Below are 18,148 nucleotides of genomic sequence, written 5' to 3'. Positions count from 1 at the left end.
ACCAGTATTCAGGCCACATGCTTGCTCTTGTTCAATTAAATGATGAGTAAAGAGCTAACATGAAAATTAAAATGATTTGTGTGTTATTTCTGTATTCACGGTTGAGCCATTAGCTGCATTAATTGTCGTGTTTCTACTAACGGCAAGCCGACAACGGCAGAATAACTGCCTTTAATCGTCTCAACAAAACAACCTCCAAGCGCCTGAATACCGTAAGCACCGGCTTTATCCATTGGTTCTTGAGTGGCTATATAAGTGTCAATTTCGTCATCGGTAATATGACAAAAGGTCACATCGGTAACACAAAGTCGGCTATACGCATGTGTACCATCGGTCATGGCGACACCTGTCATCACCTGGTGGGTATGACCTGACAATTGACGCAAAATATGTTTCGCATCAGCAGCATTTTGCGGTTTACCCAAAATTTTGCCTTCAAGCACTACTGAAGTATCTGATCCTAACACCTTGGCATCTGTTAGCGTTGGCACTAATAACAATCCAGCTTGCGCTTTTTCTAACGCAAGACGAACCACATAATCAGCAGCAGACTCGTTCGCTAATGGCGTTTCATCAATATCAGGGGACACCTGCTCAAAGGAAAAGTCAGCAATTGAAAATCCGGCCTGGGCAAACAGTTGTTTTCGTCTAGGTGAAGTGGAAGCTAAAACCCAAGTCATTTGAATTACACTCTCTTTAAAATCAGCCCCTGATGAGCAGCTATAGTATCAATAAATCAATTTCACTGATGTTAAGCAACTAACGTACTTTATACCTACGGCGAATATTTCTCAGTATCCAAAATACCCACCACCAAATTAGTACGCTTGAAAATGCAGGTAAAAACATATCGGTTTTGAAAGGCGTTTTGCCAACGAGCACATATTCGGCCCAATAAATAACAAAATGATAGATACAAATAAACATTGCAATCAGCAGTGTTTGTTGCCAACGGGGAAAATTACGTAAGCGTTGAAAATGCATCACAACAACATAAGTTATGAGTGCGAAAGCTAGCCCTCTTATCCCTAATGTGGCGCCAAGTAATACGTCTAATAGCACGCCTAATACCCAGGCCGTCAAAATACTATAACGGTGCGGCAATGCCATTGCCCAGTATATCATCACCATCAACAGCCAATCAGGACGCCATGCAGCAACCACATGGGGCAATGGCATAATCTGGAACATCATGCCAATAAATAATGTAATCCAAACCACCAAACGGCCATTGGGGATGTGAGCGCTCATTGTCTCACCTCTGTGCTTGACTGTGTTTGAGTAGGTTGGGTTTGAATTGGCTGTGCTGGGGTTGATTGCACAGGAATAGACTGTGTTTGCGTTTGTTGTACTTGATTCGGCTGCATTTCGCTTGATAGCACTTGCTGCGTCGCGCTATCGGGAGTGGGCTCGATTGTAACGCCTGAATCAATCTTTGGTTCGACAGTGTTATTGTTATCAGTCTGCTCTACGGCCGGTAAAATAGGCCAAAAAGGCTTATCATCTGCTTCACCGGGCCAAATCAATAACACATAACGAATACGGTCTAAAGCAGCCAAAGGTTGGGCATTTATAACAGCATAACTTTGGCCATCGTCCCGTGACACAGATGTCACCCTAGCAACAGGGTAGCCTTCAGGAAAACGATTACCTAGGCCAGAAGTCACTAATAAGTCACCAGCAATAACATCAGTGCTTTTTGCTACGTGCCGTAACTCAACTTGATCAATTTCACCTGTACCATTTGCAATAGCACGCACATCATTGCGGGTTACACGCACCGGAATACCATGGCTAGCATCTGAAACCAATAACACTCGACTGGTTAATTCACTGACCTCAATGACCTGACCTACGACACCTTTTGCATCAACCACTGGCTGGCCTACAAACACACCAGTTCGTTGACCATGATTGAGAACCACTAACTGACGAAATGGGTCGCTAGCCACTTCCATCACTTCTGCAACCACTTTGCGGGATTCCATATGTACTGGTGACCCTAAAAGTGCTCTTAAGCGGACATTTTCTTGGCGTAAATGCTCAAAACGTTGTAAACGCTCTGACATTAATAACTGCTGATCCATTAGCGTTTTATTTTGTACCGCCAGCATATTACGCGTCGCCAAGGCTTCAGCAGTCCAATCAAGCATCAAACCAGGGACATTAGCTAAATATTGTAATGGACTTAATAAGGAAGAAAGGGATTGGCGAACAGGCTCAAGGCGATCGTTGGCAACAAATAATGCCACCGACAAAATAATAGCCAGTGTGAGACGGAATTGGTGTGAAATACCACGAACAAAAATTGGTTTCATAAAAAATTAGGCGGCAAAGCCAAATAGTCCTTCTTGCCAATAGCCAAAAGCTAACACACTTCGCCGCTTAATGAGGGGGTTGATTAGTTCTCTTCAGAGAACAAATCGCCACCATGCATATCGATCATTTCTAACGCTTTACCACCGCCACGCGCAACACACGTCAGTGGATCATCCGCTACCATGACTGGAATGCCGGTTTCTTGCATTAATAAGCGATCTAAATCACGAAGTAATGCGCCGCCACCTGTTAGTACCATACCGCGCTCTGAAATATCAGACGCTAATTCAGGAGGAGATTGCTCAAGGGCAACCATAACAGCACTAACAATACCTGATAATGGCTCTTGCAATGCTTCTAAAATCTCGTTGCTGTTCAACGTAAAGCTTCTTGGAACACCTTCGGCCAAGTTACGACCACGCACTTCAATTTCAAGCACTTCATCACCTGGGTAAGCAGTACCAATAGAGTGCTTGATACGTTCTGCGGTAGCTTCACCAATTAACGAACCATAATTACGACGAACATAATTGATAATGGCATCATCAAACTTGTCACCACCGATACGAACCGATGATGAATACACCACACCATTTAACGAAATGATTGCCACTTCAGTAGTACCACCACCGATATCGACAACCATAGAACCGGTTGCTTCAGATACTGGTAAACCAGCACCAATTGCAGCAGCCATAGGCTCTTCAATTAAGTAAACCTCACGAGCACCTGCACCCATTGCAGACTCACGTATCGCACGACGTTCAACTTGCGTAGCACCAACTGGCACACAAACTAATACGCGAGGACTTGGGCGGAAAAAGCTATTGTTATGCACTTGTTTAATAAAGTGCTGCAACATTTTTTCTGTCACATAAAAATCTGCAATTACGCCATCTTTCATTGGGCGAATAGCTTGAATATTGCCAGGTGTTCGGCCAAGCATTTGTTTTGCTTCGGTTCCGACTGCTGCCACTGATTTGGGCCCATTACCGTTTCGCTCACCACGAATAGCAACTACTGAGGGTTCGTTTAACACGATACCTTCATCGCGAACATAAATAAGAGTGTTTGCCGTACCTAAATCGATCGATAGGTCGTTAGAAAAAATGCCGCGCAGCTTTTTGAACATGTATCAGGCCTGTATTCTGTGAAGTCAGAAGAAAAAAATCAGCTAACTTTATCAATCACACCCACAATCCACAAGACCGTGAGGGTTAACAATTGCTAATCTGACTATATTTTTTTAAAAAGAGCCCTTAAATAGGCTAAATGGTCCAGTGAAAAAGTGAATTAGCACATAAATCGTCATTATTGCCTTACTTCTTCCCAGTAAATAATTCTATCATGGCCTCGATAACGACCAAAAAAAGCACTTGCCTGGGGGTTAACCAATAAATTGACCGAACTCGTGTCGTAATTCCAATACCATTGCAGCCAACTATCAACTTGCGCAGGTGCTTGCACTTGACCACGATAATTATTCGTACCTGTATTTTGCCAGAACAAGGTCATCTTCCCTACAGAAATATTAGTACTATTATTTGTTCTTGTTACCGTCTGACCTGCAACCTTAGTCGGAGTATAAATTTCTGCTCCAGATAAGCTGCCATTAATTACGCTGCAACTATCGCCAACATTGACAACCCACTGACTGCCGTTCCAATATTGTGCATAGGTTGGCATGCGTAATATTTCATTTTCAGGTCCATAGGTATTATCCATAGTGACCCTGCCATGACGTAAATCCTGAGTAGTGATGCGTTTGGCACTGCAAGTATTTGATGGCGTAGTGCAATTGCCCGCTGTGTCTGCGCGCATGTCTGGATCGGCGACAAACGCAATATTAGTGTCATTATCAAAAACCTTCACGCCGATATCTAACGCACTAAAAGGCCCATCAACATTAGGCGCCGTTGTGCGAGCTAATTTGGCTCGATAACTTGCATCGACCGAAGCCACACCGGCAACCCATGACGCGGCATTGACAGGTAGGCTACTGAGACGGTTTGACAGCTCAGTACCATTATTACTATTTTCGCCCACTAACTGCGCCGTGCCTTTTGCAAAGGCTGCTTGATAATTTTTCGTCACACTCGAAAATGTATTGTAAGCCGTAATATTCATCGATAGCGGAAATGGTTGGTCCATATAACTGAACACACCACAGGCAGGTAAAACGCTTACACCACTGATGACAAATCTGTCGGGCACAAAACGGCCTATATTTGGCGATTGCGCCAAGGGAATATCATAAAAACTAGAGCCTAAATAATTAGTAGGCGGTTTAGCCGTGAACGTAAACACCCCAACTTCACTGATTGATTGAGGTACAATACTAGTGTTGGTTGTTTGGGCCACTTGAGCATAACTTACATTAGAAACAGTCCCAAGCTCGCCACCTGAAGGCGCAACTATACTACGACCTAATGTAATATTGCTGTGGGCATAATTAGGGGTATTGAGATTGTCACAGTAATTAGTATCACCATCAATTTGCCAAGCTTTACCTTGAATGAGTAAGTTAAATGATTCCCCGGCTTTTTTATACACATTACAAGTGCTATTTCCTGCTACACATTGGGCACCTGTATCCTGCGGCGTAATACATAAACCTACCGGAAAACTCACAAAGGGATCATTACCTAACATAATTAACCCTTGTTCATTACCCGTGCCTGTATATCTCGCATCGAGTTGAAGCTGGCCCGCATCAGGATAATTCACCGCAATTTTCGCCTTGCCTAAGGCATCAAATGCAAGTGCTATATTGGTTGCAGTCGCGCTTGTTTTACCCACATTGGTACCATTTACTGACACACTTTGGCCATTAATGGGTACTGAGGGACTGGTATAAGTGCTCCAAAAAGCGACATTTTTAGACACATTGGCAAAACTTGGAATACATTGCTTGGTAATATCACTCTTTTTAACCGCACTAACCACTATATCTGGCGCAGGTTTATTGGCTAACTTATCAGGCACATCAAAAATAAAACCACTATCAGCAAAAGTTAGCGTGCAATTAGCAGCAGATGCAGCACTTCCAGCAATACGGCATAAGGTCTGGCTGAAAGGTTTAGCACCAGGTGTTGAGCCAGTTACATCAACCACTACTGTGCCTACAGTATTGCGATTCAATTGCAGTGTAGTAGCGCCGCCACTAAAACTGACAACATTACCACCAACCCAGCCTCCTCCGCCTGTGACCGTTGCAGGGCTTAGCGTGGCGGTAATAAAATCTGGTACTGTTTGACTACAATCAGCATTGGCACAGGCTTTAAGGGTCAATGTTTCAGGACCACAGGTGAGTCCGCTACCGCTGTGGGTAAATTCAAAATGATCAATCACTACGCCAATCGGCCTTGAGTCCAGCGCACAAATTTCGACGTTGTCTATTTCATGGTTGTTAGTCGAACCACCTGTAGAACCGGTCAAAGACAGTAAGAAGTCTGCGGGCACAGCAGCCTGCGTACTAATAGCTGCGGCATTAAATGCGGGGATGATTTCAACAAAACCACTACCACTGTTCCGTTCAACTTTAACAATAGACTGCCCAGCTATTTTCGAGTCAACGGTAATGCGGTAACGATGCGCAGGGGTCACATTATTATTATCCACCGTTGGACTAAGACAGCTTCCCCCCGTATTAGTGGTGCCATTATTACAAGAGCCGCGTAAGTAAGGATAACCTACCGTGCCAGCCCCGGAACCTCGAACCGCGACAGACTGACGCCTTCTTCCCGGGCCACTTGGCCCGCCTTCAGTTGAAAAATTACCGTATTCATCAATACCAAATCCTAACCAGCCACCAGCAAAACCATTGACGTTCGACCTAGCCCCATAACCCAACGGGCCGCCGTAAGCACCTGCCTGTGGGGTAACCGCGGCATCCGAAAGCACAAATGCGATACCATCGGCGCCACTACCGCCATAGGCATAGTGATCAAATTCAATTTCAACTAGATTATTTGCTGCTGGAAATAAGCGTTGATAGGTTGAAGAGGTGGCTTGATTACCGGCCGCCTGAGTTACCCGCAAGCGATTGTTCACAATAGAAGGGGTAAAACCACCACCACTATTTGACACAACCCAGTCATTGCCCACACTGCTGCGCTGAAAGTCGTCGGTAAAACATTGTCTCACTTTGGTTAAGCGCTCAATGGCAACAAAGCTATAATTTTCAAAAATGTGACTCCTGTCGGTATCTCGATAAGTATCCTCATCATCAACCATACTGACCAGGCTATTAGTTAATTGACAACGACGTAACCAACCGCCATCCCCCCCATTACGGCTATTTTTGCCTGCAACTAATACAGGGGGAACAGTGAATCCGATTAACGGTGTTGTGTAGCCACATTGATAATTCAGATCTTGTACGCCGCCAACATTAAACGTCTGAGACTTACCGAAATGGTAATTGGTATTTTCACCTGCGAGCACCATTGCTCCGCTGCCTGATTTTAATGATAAATAACCAATGGTCTCATTCTGAATTTGGCTATTATTCAAACCACCCGGTTGGCATCGAGCGCTATTATCTCTTACTTCAGAAGTGTCTAATGCCAGTTCAATACCCGTCGAGGTAAATTGTGAGGTACTAGTAAACCAACAATTGTTATTGCGGGTTTGAATTTGATTCAGCAATACATCCTGGCTAGCAGGCAGCGTAACGGGCGTATAAGGTGAGTTAGACCCGAACAATGCTTGATTATAATTAACTGAACCGGCTATAAGCTTAGTGCCATTAGGTAAATCATAATTACCAGGGGTCACGGCTATCCAATGCACCTCAGGCATATTATTAGAAGGAATATATTGATTGGTGGGTGATTCAGGCTCTTGCTTTAACCAGGTAAAACCTTGTGCGGTCACATTACCAAGTAATGCTGACGCGGGACCATCATTATTACTATTACTGGTTGAAACCGTTGGCATTAGAAACACCAAGGGCTTAACCCCCGTTGGAAAGGCAGTGGTAAAAGTAATGCTAGTTGTGGTTGCTTTGCCATATTGAATATGAAAAGGCACAGCCACTGAAGCATCATTAATTTGGCCATTTGAGTTAATAGTTAAATATCGCGATGTAACCCGACCATTAATAATTGAGTTATTATCAATAGTTAAGGTTTCATCACTATAAACACGCCCACCAATAATCGCTCCAGAAGTTAAACTCAGGTTTTTATAGGCAACTAACTGTAACGAATGAGTATTGGTTTCGTTAATTTTAGCGCCGTTTAATTGAATGTTATTACCAATAAAAATGCGCGCATTTCCCTGCAATACTATCTGTGCATTTTGATTTAATGTTAAAGAATTTATCCAGTAGTCTCCTGCGGGGAAAACCAACTTAGCACCACTTCCGGCTTCTATAGACTGAAATCGATACTCTTGCTGGGTTGAAGAGAGGGTAACAGTACAGGCTGAATACAATGCAATTGAACTGAATTGATTTTGGCCCGTACTACCCAAACTAATATTTTGATTTGCGGTACAGGACCCTACACCACCACCGGCACCATTGCTGGTTTTAAAGGCATTATTGCCGTTTAAGCTCAAGCCTCGGATATCACTGCCTGTGACTGTACAAAAACGATCGCCTCCAGAGGCGGTATCGCAACTATTATTAGGTAAACCTGAACCACTATTATTAGAGCAATAGGCCAGATCTGCCCCCAAAGTGCCGTTAATGCGAGAGCCCCCCTGCAGAGAGAGTTGCGGGCTAGAGATTTGATGGCAACTATTATTGTTGTCTTGATGATGTCCTTGCGCCACTGCAGGCCAGGTAACGGACTCATCAACAACATCAAATGCAAATGCGGTCGTCGTAAATAACGCCGTTAGTACGCCAACACAGGTAAGCATACGCGATATCAACTTAATTCCCACGGGCTTCTACCTCTACTTGCCTTTGCACTCTTAAACAATCTGTACTGCTGTTAGCGCCACAGGCTCCGGTTTCACACACGGCCTTACTGCCAATACGGTACTGAGTAAGGGAACTGACTGTCGCGCTATTACAGGTAATGGTGACACTGCAGCCATGAAATCCAACCGCATTAGCAGGAGGTGTCCAGGTTGAACTCACATTGGTGCATAATGCAGTTGCGCCATTTAAAGGAAACAGTTGTGCTAACGCAGCATCGGCACCACTGTTCGCACTATTAAGTGCCCGTGCGCCCCATACTTCCATAGAAATAGAGGCATCAGAATCATCAACAATGCGCAGTAAACTTGCCGCGAGCAAAAACATCACTATTAGCACAAAAATACCAATCACTAACGCGCTACCTTGTTGGTGTGATTTTATCGACAATTTAAGGAACATTGATCACCTGTACCTGATGCTGATATTTAAACGACTCACCATTGACACTAAACCTAGGTTCAATATGCACAATCGCATTAGTCACCAAACTGGATGGTGTTAAAATTATGGCGGGCTCAATTAATAAACTGTTGATAATATTTTGCGCCATAATCACCCTGTTGGCCATTGCTGTCGGGGCTGGCTGACTGTTTTGATAACTATAATTAGCGTAACGGGTTAAATCTGAGGTGCCATTAGGTTGGTTTTCAACACAATAGCTCACAGGTTGCGCGGTTAGATAAAGCCGCTTTAATGGCGAAGCTTCAGTAAATCGAATGGATGCGCCAAAGGTTAAGTCAACTTGATCGCCACTGGTGCTAACATTTGATATTAGAAATCGTTTTGCAGTACTGCCGGTTGGATTATAAATTTCACTTGCGGTTAGCGGATAAATAATCGCCCATTGCCCTGCTAAAATGGTTTGATTAATCACAATTGCACTCAGTGTATTACTTGTTGCAGCCGGTGCGATTGGTGCATTAACGTAGGATGTACTGGCAGTAACAGGAACAAATTCTATACACTGGTAGCTGCCATCTACTGCTGTTAGTAAACGGGTTGAATTAGGCAGTGCGCTGCGTATCTCTCGAGTCATCCGCTCAACCCCAAAACGACTTTGGCTTAGCACTTGGTCTACCGCACTCGATTCAACAAAAATACGCGTGCCAAAAATGACAAAGCTGCTAACACCAACCACAATTATGCCTAAAATAAGAATAACCATGACCATTTCTACAAGCATAAAAGCGGCTTGTTTAGCCCATTTAGATTGAGTAATCACTCGCATCAGTAATTACTCCTTACGGCTTGGTAAGTGATCACTTCATTACTGGGCGTAGTGACATTGACCGAAATCAGCTTAGCAGCCTGAGTGGTGGCATCAACGTACTTCACCTCAACACTCAGACCAAATTTAATATAAACAGCTGCATAGGTTTTGTTTGAGTTAAACATCAATGAATTGATATTCAATCCATTATAATCATCTACATCATTATAATTGTCACGAGTCTCACCGTTTGGTCCTAATGTGGCTGAGCATGTTAACCCTAAAGGACTATTACACGCAGGCACACCACCATTGGGGTTGGTTTGTTGATCATAGCGTTTACCCCAAATCTCATTCATTACAGAATGGGCTAATTCAGCAGAGCGCATCCGGTGCAGTGACTCAACGGATCTATCGGCTTGGGGGAAAAACATCGATGTCATCATCACAATCGCGATGCTGATCACTAACATTCCCACCACTAATTCAATCAGTGAAAAGCCCGTGTTAGGCCGATTAAGCGACTTTAGGTGCGAGCGTGCTAAACACGGTAACAACTGGCTTAAACGACTTGAGTTATAAAGCATAAATATAACCCTCAGACTCAACCGCCACTTTTAAAATGTCATCGGCATTGATGTTAAAACACACACCTGCGCAGCTGGGTGACAACATTCTGCCTAAACTATCAAAAGTGATGTTAAATGACTGACTAGCGGATGCGACTAAACTGATGGAAGCGCCGCCATTAAAGCCTTGTATTGCCTCACTGCGAATAAGAGTAGCGCAGCTATTGCCTGCGCGAGCACTATAATGGCGTAACTGATAACCCGTTGCAGTGACATTAACCTCATAGCATCGGTCGGTGTTATTCAGTGCCCTTAATTGAGCTTGGCGAAGCTCTGAAATGAATTCATTGCGTAACGTGTATGCACTAAAACTCGAACTTGAAAAAAAACGCGGCAACACCACAACCGAGACAATACCAATCAGTATTATCGTGGTCACAAGCTCGACTAAAGTAAAGCCGTTTAGTCTTGATGTTGAACAATTTAAATCCATATTGCCCTTTCGATAAATTCAGCAAAAAAATAGCAATTAGCACTTGATAGTATGGCAAATTTTTTAAGTATTTGTCTGCCTATTTATAAGTGGATGCACAAACCATCTTTGATAGTAAATCGATTACAAAAAGGTACCGAAGCTAGTTAAGTGGCTCATGCCAACTTAGTATTGGCATGAGTAAAGAAGTTTTTTACCCTTTTCTAGCTCACTTTTAGTAAAGGTTAATAGTAAGTCGTCTGTAAGATGATTAGTAGGCATTTTTTCAATAGCATCCAGCTGAACCGTCAGGATAGTTCACCTTTGCGCTACCCGAATGACAGGTGTAAAAAAGCCTGCAAAAATGCAGGCTTTTTACTAAACTCTATGTTATTTAGCAATCAGCTGCTGCAGCGCTAATAACATAAGTAGGCAATGTAGTCGCACTTGCTTCTGTGTAAGTAAGCTTACATGCAGCTGGAGCACCTTTCTGCCAAATTTCAACGGTTTTAGGCGTACCAGCGTTCGCTTTAATAATCCATTCAGCTGTTCCAGTTGTCGCCGTTGGTGCGCCATCGGCACCCGCGTCAAACACAACGTCTAATGCTTTCTGTAAATCAACCTGTAGTGCATTAGTATAGCCATACTGAGTAGTTATCGTAACGGGTACCGCTGTTGTGCCACCGATAGTCACCGTTTGATTAGCAGCTTTTTCTTTTCCAGATAAAGCTGCTTTTGAATAAACTAAAGTATTGCCACCTTGAATAGCCGCTTTCATACCCGCTAGTGCTGACACTCGTGCATCACCTTGCAAATTAATGAACTTAGGCGCGGCAGTAACCGCTAAAATACCTAAAATAATAATCACGACGACTAATTCAATTAAGGTGAAACCCTGTTGTTTTTGCATTAATTTTTGCATAGTAAGCCTCTCAAAATAAATAAAATAAATTCATGTCTGTTTAGCTGTTATTTTCTAATATAACTTAACAGCCAAATTAAAAATTAGTTGTTGGTAAACGACAATACCTGTCCTGTACCTGGATTATATGTCACGCCTTTTGCGCCAGCTGTGCTTAAGTCAGGAGCGGGAGTGGCTATACCTGTGGTCTGATTTATCGTCAAAGATGCTATTTGGTGATAAACGCATAAATCAATACCGGCCACACTAGTGCCGTTTATCCCTGTAGCCGAACCGCCGACATTGTCTAATGCTCTAACCGTATAGCGCTGATTTCTTGCGTCTGCTGTATACAGCACATTACGCGGTGCACTTTGCAATACGCTATTAAATACTTCCTGGCAGGTTGCATCTGTCATAGAGGTCACGTCAGTATTGGTTGTTCCTGTGGGGAAACCAAAACGAGTATCTAAAGATACACTGGTACCGTCTAAAATAACCGACGTATTACGACGACCATCGACTTCCCATTGTGCTCTCACAAAACCAACCGCAGTCGCTAAGCCACCCGACACACCGTCAACACTGGCATTTTCAGCATCTTCTGTTACGTTTAAAAAACGCGGAATAGCGGTTGCTGCAAGCAACCCAAGGATCACAATAACAATGACCAACTCGATTAATGAAAAGCCTTTTTGATTCAACTTCATAAGTTATACACTCTTTCAATTGTCCCATCGATTTATCTACACCTTAGCATTACACTAAAATTAAGATATCTCCACTGATATTAGCAGCTTATTGCAACTTGCTAAAATTTATTTACTTTCTATAGCTACTTTTTGAAAAAAAAGCACTTGTCCAGAGGTAAATTGATAATTGATATTAGCGGAATCTTCCGCGGTATATCGACATATTTTATCATTAGCATCATAGCTCACCTCAATGTCGGTTAATTGAGTCGCTAATAATTGATACCATAAACGTTTACATCCTAGAACATCTAAACTGTCGATCACCGGCCATCCTTTATCGGACAGGCTAATCCAATTATCTGTTGCAACAAACTGATTGCCTAACGTATCTACTACACGTTGCGGTGAAACTTTAGCAGATTCTATAGCACTTTTATTGTCGGGTGCCTTGGGTGCCATGCTTGGCCAGTTAAGCAGTAGTTGTTTCGGTCTACCGCTTGATAGCCACTGGCTTTTTATCATTGTGGTGATATTAAGAAAACGCGTATGCTCAAGGGCTAAGCTTTTACCAGCAATAGCAGGCATGGCGTTAAAATATTTAATTCCTAAAACAGCCAAAACTAATAAAAATATGCTTATTGCTACTATACGACCATAGATTTTCAGTAAGTCATCATCAGCCTTTTGTTGTTTCAGCATAAATGTTCCTCACCTATTGAGGTCATTGATAATCTAGCCTTTAACCACATTGAGCATATCCCACATAGGAAGGTAAATACCTAAGGCGAGGATCAATACGATACAAGCAACAAAGCCAATTAATATAGGTTCTAGTTTAGCGGTGAGATTTTTTAAATCGTAATCAACCTCGCCCTCATAAAAATCAGCAGCGTCAGTTAATAGTTGGTCAATCTGTCCAGTTTCTTCACCAACGGCAACCATTTGCAGCACTAATGGTGTAAACAACTTACTTTGATTCGACACTCTAAGCATGGATTCGCCAGATTCTATTCCTCGTCGCATACCTACAATTTTGTCATGCATGTAAGCATTATCTACCGCATCAGCAACGAGACTGAGCGCTTGTGTCATTGGTACACCTGCACTTAACATCATCGAAAAACTGCGGCAATAACGCGCCAGTGTCGAACGCTCAATGATTGAACCCACGGCAGGAATATGTAACTTCCATTTATCCCACTGTTTCTCGCCTTTTTCACTGTGCAACCAATAACGAATACCCACTATTATACCAATTAAGCCGACTATCATATGTGGCCAAAAATTAACAAATAGACTAGAGGTTGCCATTAAAATTTTAGTTGCCCAAGGGAGTTCGGCACCAAAGCGTGAAAACATATCAGCAAACTTAGGGATAACCATGATATTGAGTATTACCATAGCAATAGCGATCGCGATTAACACAAACATGGGGTAGCGCATAGCCGATTTTATTCGACGACGAGTTTCCTGCTCACGTTCGATATAACCAGATAATTGAATAAAAGCATCTTCTAGCTTACCGGTATTCTCACCAACATGAACCATAGAAATAAATAAAGAATCGAATACATCTTGATGTTGATTCATCGCAGAAGACAAAGGTCTACCAGCGGTTAACTGCGATGATATATCATCCAATGCTTGTTTCATCCGCACTGAATGAGTGGTTTCCGACAGCCCTGCTATTGCCCTTAAAATAGGAATACCAGACCGAGTCAGCGAGTACATTTGCCGTGAAAAAATTTGTAGCTCTTCCAATGACACTTTACTGCCAAACAAGCTAGTAATAGAGAATGTCTTTTGAGGTTTTACCACTCTTAGTTCTAACGGAATAATGCCACGGCTCATCAAGGCGTCCGCGGCTGAGTTTTCATCCGCTGACTCCAGTTGCGCCGTCACTGACTGACCTTGCGCATTTCTACCTCGATAATGATAAGTGGGCATAATTACGCCTCAGCCGTTTGTTGGTTTATAACATCTTGTGATAACGCAATTGAAGATTCACTGACATCTTCAACCAACTTGGACACCTCTTCCATAGTTGTGGTGCCCTGAAATAAGTATTCCATTGCGGATTTAGCCAAAGGAACAAAATTAGGGCTTTTTAATGCTGCGCGGGCGAAATCCTGTGGATTACCTGTACGCATGGCATCAATCATGTTCTCATCAAGTTCTAGTATTTCAAAAATACCGATACGACCACGGTAACCTGAACCGCTACATGTTTGACAGCCCGTCCCTACTTTAAAGGTGGCCTGTGAAAAATCTTCTTTAGAAACACTTTTCAACCAACTGGTATCAGCTGGGGTTAATTGATAATCGACACTGCAATTATGGCACACTCTGCGCACAAGACGCTGGGCAATGATCACTCTTAAAGCACTGGCAACTAAATAACTGGCCGCGCCCATATCGAGCAAACGTAATGCACTGGTGACCGCATCATTAGTATGCAAAGTCGATAATACAAAGTGACCGGTTAATGCGCCTCGCAAACCAATTTCAACGGTTTCTTGGTCACGCATCTCGCCCACCATTATAATGTCAGGGTCTTGACGTAAGGTGGTGCGAAGCACGTTAGAGAAATCTAAACCAATCTTATGATTCACCTGCACCTGGTTAATGCGCGGTAATTGATATTCCACCGGGTCTTCTACTGTAATAATTTTACGGTCGGCTGTATTTAGCTCTCTTAAAATACCGTACAAAGTGGTGGTTTTACCGCTACCTGTTGGGCCTGTTACCAACAACATGCCATGGGGGCGTTTAATTTGTTTACGAATACGGGCAACAATGTGTGGCGGCATCCCGGTTTCATCTAGTGTGCGTAAACCTGCTGTTTGATCGAGTAGACGCATTACGACTGACTCACCATGATAAATGGGCATAGTCGACATACGAACATCAATTTTATGGCCCTTTATTTCCATGTGAAAGCGACCATCCTGGGGAAGACGTTTTTCAGAAATATCCAGTCCGGCCATCAGCTTTAAGCGCAACACTAAAGCGGAAGCAATATTGACTTCATTTAAAATATTTTCGTGCAGTTGTCCATCAACACGCTGGCGAATGCGCAGTACTTTCTCACCTGGCTCAATATGAATATCCGAAGCGCGCATTTGCACTGCATCTTCAAATATTGATTGCAGTAACTTAACAACTGTTGTTTCGTTATCGCTGTCACCTTGGGTTAAATTTGCCAAATCGAACATGTCGTCAGCGGCATATTCTTCATCTAATTTACCGGCAATTTGCGCGATTTGATCTGTACGACGATATAAATTATCAAACGCGTCTAACAGCTGTTGTTCAGGTGCTACCGCAATTCTTAGTTGTTTAGGTGCAACAAGAATTTCCAAATTATCAATTGCTTGAAGGTCTGCAGGGTCACTCATTGCCACTAAGACACTATCGTGGTTGCTCTCAACCACAAGTGCACGATGTCGACGCGCCTGTACTTCTGGAAGAATATTAACCACTTCAGGGGTAATCGGCAGGCGACTAATATCTAAAAAGGGTAAGTTTAATTGCTGTGATAAAAACTGCAGTAATTGCGTTTCACTAATACTTTTTAAATCAATTAAGGTACGGCCGAGTTTTTTACCGGAACTACGTTGCTCTGCTAACGCTTGTTGAAGTTCAGCTTCCGAAATAATGTGTTCTTGGACTAAAAGATCACCTAAACGCATCTTTAACTTAGGTTTCATTGATTTTCTCCTAGCTGCGCTAAACGCTGCTCAACAAATTCAATCGCAGTATTCGATAATCCTGGATAGCTTAATGCAGACCGATAAGCTTCGGCCGCTTTGACATATTGCTGCTGAGAATCTAATGCATAGGCTAATCCCATCCACCACCGAGCCTGCGTTGACTCAAGGGTTAACAGCGAGCGATAAGCAGACTCAGCCAAACTATATTGACCTATTTTTTGGGCTACTTCACCTTGAAATACCCACTTATCTTTAACAAAGTGACTACTATCATCAATGTAGCTCAATGATTGCAAAGCGGCGCGATATTCTTGCAAAGCGTTTTCAATATTGGCTTTGATTAAATAAAATTCCCAGTGTGACGGAAACATACCTACGCCGCTTTCAAGTAATCTAATCGCGGTATTAGCATTATTTTGAGCGTAATAAATACTCACTAACTGTTTGCGCGCCGCATGCAAGCTAGGGTCGAGTATTATCGCTTCTAAATACCCGCTTGATGCATCACTTAAGCGTTTTTCTTTTTCTGCCGTTTGCGCCTTTTGAAATAACACCTTAGCTAATTGCGCCTTAGTCAGGTTGACTTCAGTTACCTTCATATTACTCGCCACAGCTTGCTGACTTACTGGCCTATTACTAGTCTTTTGCTGTGATGATTGTTGCTGTTGCGATGTTTGTTGTGATGGTTGTTGTAATTGAGCTTGTATAGTCGAGTTAGCCTGCGCAGAGCTAGCCACTGCAGGTGCTTCACTCTCGGTTGTTATCGCGGTGGCTTGTACAATATCTGAGCTGGCAGCAACATTGACTGTATCTTGCTGCTCCAAAGTATCGGATTGCGGCGCTAACTCTGATCGCTGGGCATCTTGCTTGGCCATAGTAGCTTCAGCTGGTTGCAGCTCGATATTTTGCTCATCTAGAATTTCTGCTGCAATAAAATGGCTGGCGGAGTCATTACCAAGCTCTGTTGATAACGCAAGTTGGGTTAATTGTTCGTCCGACATATCCTGCTTTTGGCTAGTTTCTTCAACTTGCTGATTATCCGATGTTATCACTGGTGATACAGTTGAAGAAATAAGTGATTGTTCGGGTAAACTGGTATTGCTAGTCGATATTTCAGGCAAAAATTCTGCCGCATCCTCAAGCTGCTCACCTTGCTGAAGTAAACTATACCCAAACCACGCCATAGGAATAGTCAATGCCAGCACTAATAATCCTAAACGTGTTTTTTTTGGTTGTTCAACCTGACTGTTAAACTCTACTTGAGGACGAACAAATTGGCTTGCTGGTGCAGTATCTGCACGAGTCGCATTCTGCTGACGCTGCTCTAAATCTTGCAGCATTTTATTGATTACGCTCATAACCACCCACTTATTCGTGCCAGCCAATGACCGCAACATGAAATCGAACTGAAATGTAATCCAACCAAAACACTTAACGCCACCCCGATGAAAACGAGTACTGGTTTACGGGTAAATAATTGTGATGAGGACACAATACTCTTATTGGCATCTTCGGTATCGTTAATTGCCGCTTTACAATGTGCCAAGGTGACTTTGGTAGCCCCTTCTCCATAAGCAAGTAATAACGTTTTATGGGCGAGTATATTCACCAACCGAGGGATCCCGCGTGCGCCGGAGGCGATTAACTTTGATTCTTTAACGGTAAAAGTGGCCAGACCTTGGTAGCCTGCTATCGTGAGACGATGGTTCATATAGGCTTGAACCTCATCCCAATTTAATGGCCGTAAATGATAACTAAACGTAATCCGCTGTCTTAGCTGGCGTAAATTAGCCTGATTTAATCTGTCATCAAGCTCCTGCTGACCAAATAACACCACTTGCAATAACTTACGGCTTTCGGTTTCAAGGTTGGTAAATAATCGCAGTGCCTCCAAGCTTTCATCCGGTAAAGCTTGTGCTTCATCAATCACTAACACAACTTGAAAACCTTGCTCGCTCAGTGCTAATAGCTTTTCATGTATCAACCGGGTCAATTGCTGTTGATCAAGTTTTTCGGCGACATCAATACCTAAATCTGCTGCCACCGCCCAACGTAACTCAGCTGGGGTTAAGTAAGGGTTCGGAATATAAGCACATTGAAACTGCGAAGGTAACTCATTCAATAATTTGCGACAAACTAAAGTCTTGCCAGTGCCAACTTCGCCTGTGACCTTTATAAATCCTTCGCCTGTTTCCAGCGCCATTTGCAGCACTTGCAACGCTTCAACATGTGGCGTTAGTCCAAAAAAGAATCCGGTATTCGGCGTCAATGTGAAAGGTAACTGCCGTAAACCAAAGTGTTGCAAATACATAACTGCTAATTCCTGATCAGCCA

At 43.1% G+C, this 18,148-nt stretch carries 16 protein-coding genes; all 16 read right to left on the bottom strand.

Annotated elements, in window-relative coordinates; genetic code table 11:
- Nucleotides 1-95 precede the first annotated feature (95 nt).
- Entirely contained in the window at nt 96-680 is a 585-nt protein-coding gene (locus ACRWP9_RS03890; protein WP_434927955.1) for a Maf family protein, read from the bottom strand.
- A 79-nt stretch (nt 681-759) separates the two neighbouring features.
- The gene (mreD, locus tag ACRWP9_RS03885; RefSeq protein ID WP_226411689.1) at nt 760-1,251 is read right to left on the bottom strand and encodes a rod shape-determining protein MreD; all 492 of its coding nucleotides are present in this window, start codon (nt 1,249-1,251) and stop codon (nt 760-762) included.
- Nucleotides 1,248-2,318: a rod shape-determining protein MreC gene (gene mreC, locus ACRWP9_RS03880; RefSeq protein ID WP_434927953.1), complete on the bottom strand. Its 1,071-nt coding sequence runs from the start codon at nt 2,316-2,318 to the stop codon at nt 1,248-1,250. Before mreC ends, mreD begins: the two co-directional genes overlap by 4 nt.
- Before the next feature lie 83 nt (nt 2,319-2,401).
- Nucleotides 2,402-3,451: a rod shape-determining protein gene (locus ACRWP9_RS03875; RefSeq protein WP_188842525.1), complete on the bottom strand. Its 1,050-nt coding sequence runs from the start codon at nt 3,449-3,451 to the stop codon at nt 2,402-2,404.
- A 179-nt stretch (nt 3,452-3,630) separates the two neighbouring features.
- Entirely contained in the window at nt 3,631-8,214 is a 4,584-nt protein-coding gene (locus tag ACRWP9_RS03870; protein WP_434927952.1) for a DUF6701 domain-containing protein, read from the bottom strand.
- Entirely contained in the window at nt 8,204-8,653 is a 450-nt protein-coding gene (locus ACRWP9_RS03865; RefSeq protein WP_434927951.1) for an MSHA biogenesis protein MshP, read from the bottom strand. The genes ACRWP9_RS03870 and ACRWP9_RS03865 overlap by 11 nt, the downstream gene beginning before the upstream one ends.
- Nucleotides 8,643-9,482: a PulJ/GspJ family protein gene (locus tag ACRWP9_RS03860; protein ID WP_434927950.1), complete on the bottom strand. Its 840-nt coding sequence runs from the start codon at nt 9,480-9,482 to the stop codon at nt 8,643-8,645. Before ACRWP9_RS03860 ends, ACRWP9_RS03865 begins: the two co-directional genes overlap by 11 nt.
- Nucleotides 9,482-10,051 (bottom strand): type IV pilus modification PilV family protein, encoded by a 570-nt coding sequence (locus ACRWP9_RS03855; protein ID WP_434927948.1) that lies wholly within the window; start codon nt 10,049-10,051, stop codon nt 9,482-9,484. The genes ACRWP9_RS03860 and ACRWP9_RS03855 overlap by 1 nt, the downstream gene beginning before the upstream one ends.
- Nucleotides 10,041-10,526, bottom strand: coding sequence for a type II secretion system protein (locus ACRWP9_RS03850; protein WP_434927947.1), 486 nt, complete (start codon nt 10,524-10,526; stop codon nt 10,041-10,043). Before ACRWP9_RS03850 ends, ACRWP9_RS03855 begins: the two co-directional genes overlap by 11 nt.
- Before the next feature lie 373 nt (nt 10,527-10,899).
- On the bottom strand, nt 10,900-11,415 hold the full coding sequence (locus tag ACRWP9_RS03845; protein ID WP_434928914.1) for a type II secretion system protein: 516 nt from the start codon (nt 11,413-11,415) through the stop codon (nt 10,900-10,902).
- A 95-nt stretch (nt 11,416-11,510) separates the two neighbouring features.
- Nucleotides 11,511-12,116, bottom strand: a complete 606-nt coding sequence (locus tag ACRWP9_RS03840) for a pilin (protein ID WP_434927945.1) — start codon at nt 12,114-12,116, stop codon at nt 11,511-11,513.
- A gap of 108 nt (nt 12,117-12,224) precedes the next feature.
- Nucleotides 12,225-12,800 (bottom strand): hypothetical protein, encoded by a 576-nt coding sequence (locus ACRWP9_RS03835; protein ID WP_434927944.1) that lies wholly within the window; start codon nt 12,798-12,800, stop codon nt 12,225-12,227.
- Between the two features lie 33 nt (nt 12,801-12,833).
- Nucleotides 12,834-14,048, bottom strand: coding sequence for a type II secretion system F family protein (locus tag ACRWP9_RS03830; protein WP_434927943.1), 1,215 nt, complete (start codon nt 14,046-14,048; stop codon nt 12,834-12,836).
- Between the two features lie 2 nt (nt 14,049-14,050).
- Nucleotides 14,051-15,811, bottom strand: a complete 1,761-nt coding sequence (locus tag ACRWP9_RS03825) for a GspE/PulE family protein (RefSeq protein ID WP_434927942.1) — start codon at nt 15,809-15,811, stop codon at nt 14,051-14,053.
- Nucleotides 15,808-17,172: a tetratricopeptide repeat protein gene (locus ACRWP9_RS03820; RefSeq protein WP_434927941.1), complete on the bottom strand. Its 1,365-nt coding sequence runs from the start codon at nt 17,170-17,172 to the stop codon at nt 15,808-15,810. The genes ACRWP9_RS03825 and ACRWP9_RS03820 overlap by 4 nt, the downstream gene beginning before the upstream one ends.
- The gene (locus ACRWP9_RS03815) at nt 17,169-18,125 is read right to left on the bottom strand and encodes an ExeA family protein (protein WP_434927939.1); all 957 of its coding nucleotides are present in this window, start codon (nt 18,123-18,125) and stop codon (nt 17,169-17,171) included. Before ACRWP9_RS03815 ends, ACRWP9_RS03820 begins: the two co-directional genes overlap by 4 nt.
- Between the last annotated feature and the right edge of the window lie 23 nt (nt 18,126-18,148).

The sequence above is a fragment of the Shewanella sp. HL-SH2 genome (assembly GCF_051164935.1).
GTDB lineage: Bacteria > Pseudomonadota > Gammaproteobacteria > Enterobacterales > Shewanellaceae > Shewanella > Shewanella glacialimarina.
This window is presented reverse-complemented; position numbering and strand designations above follow the sequence as displayed.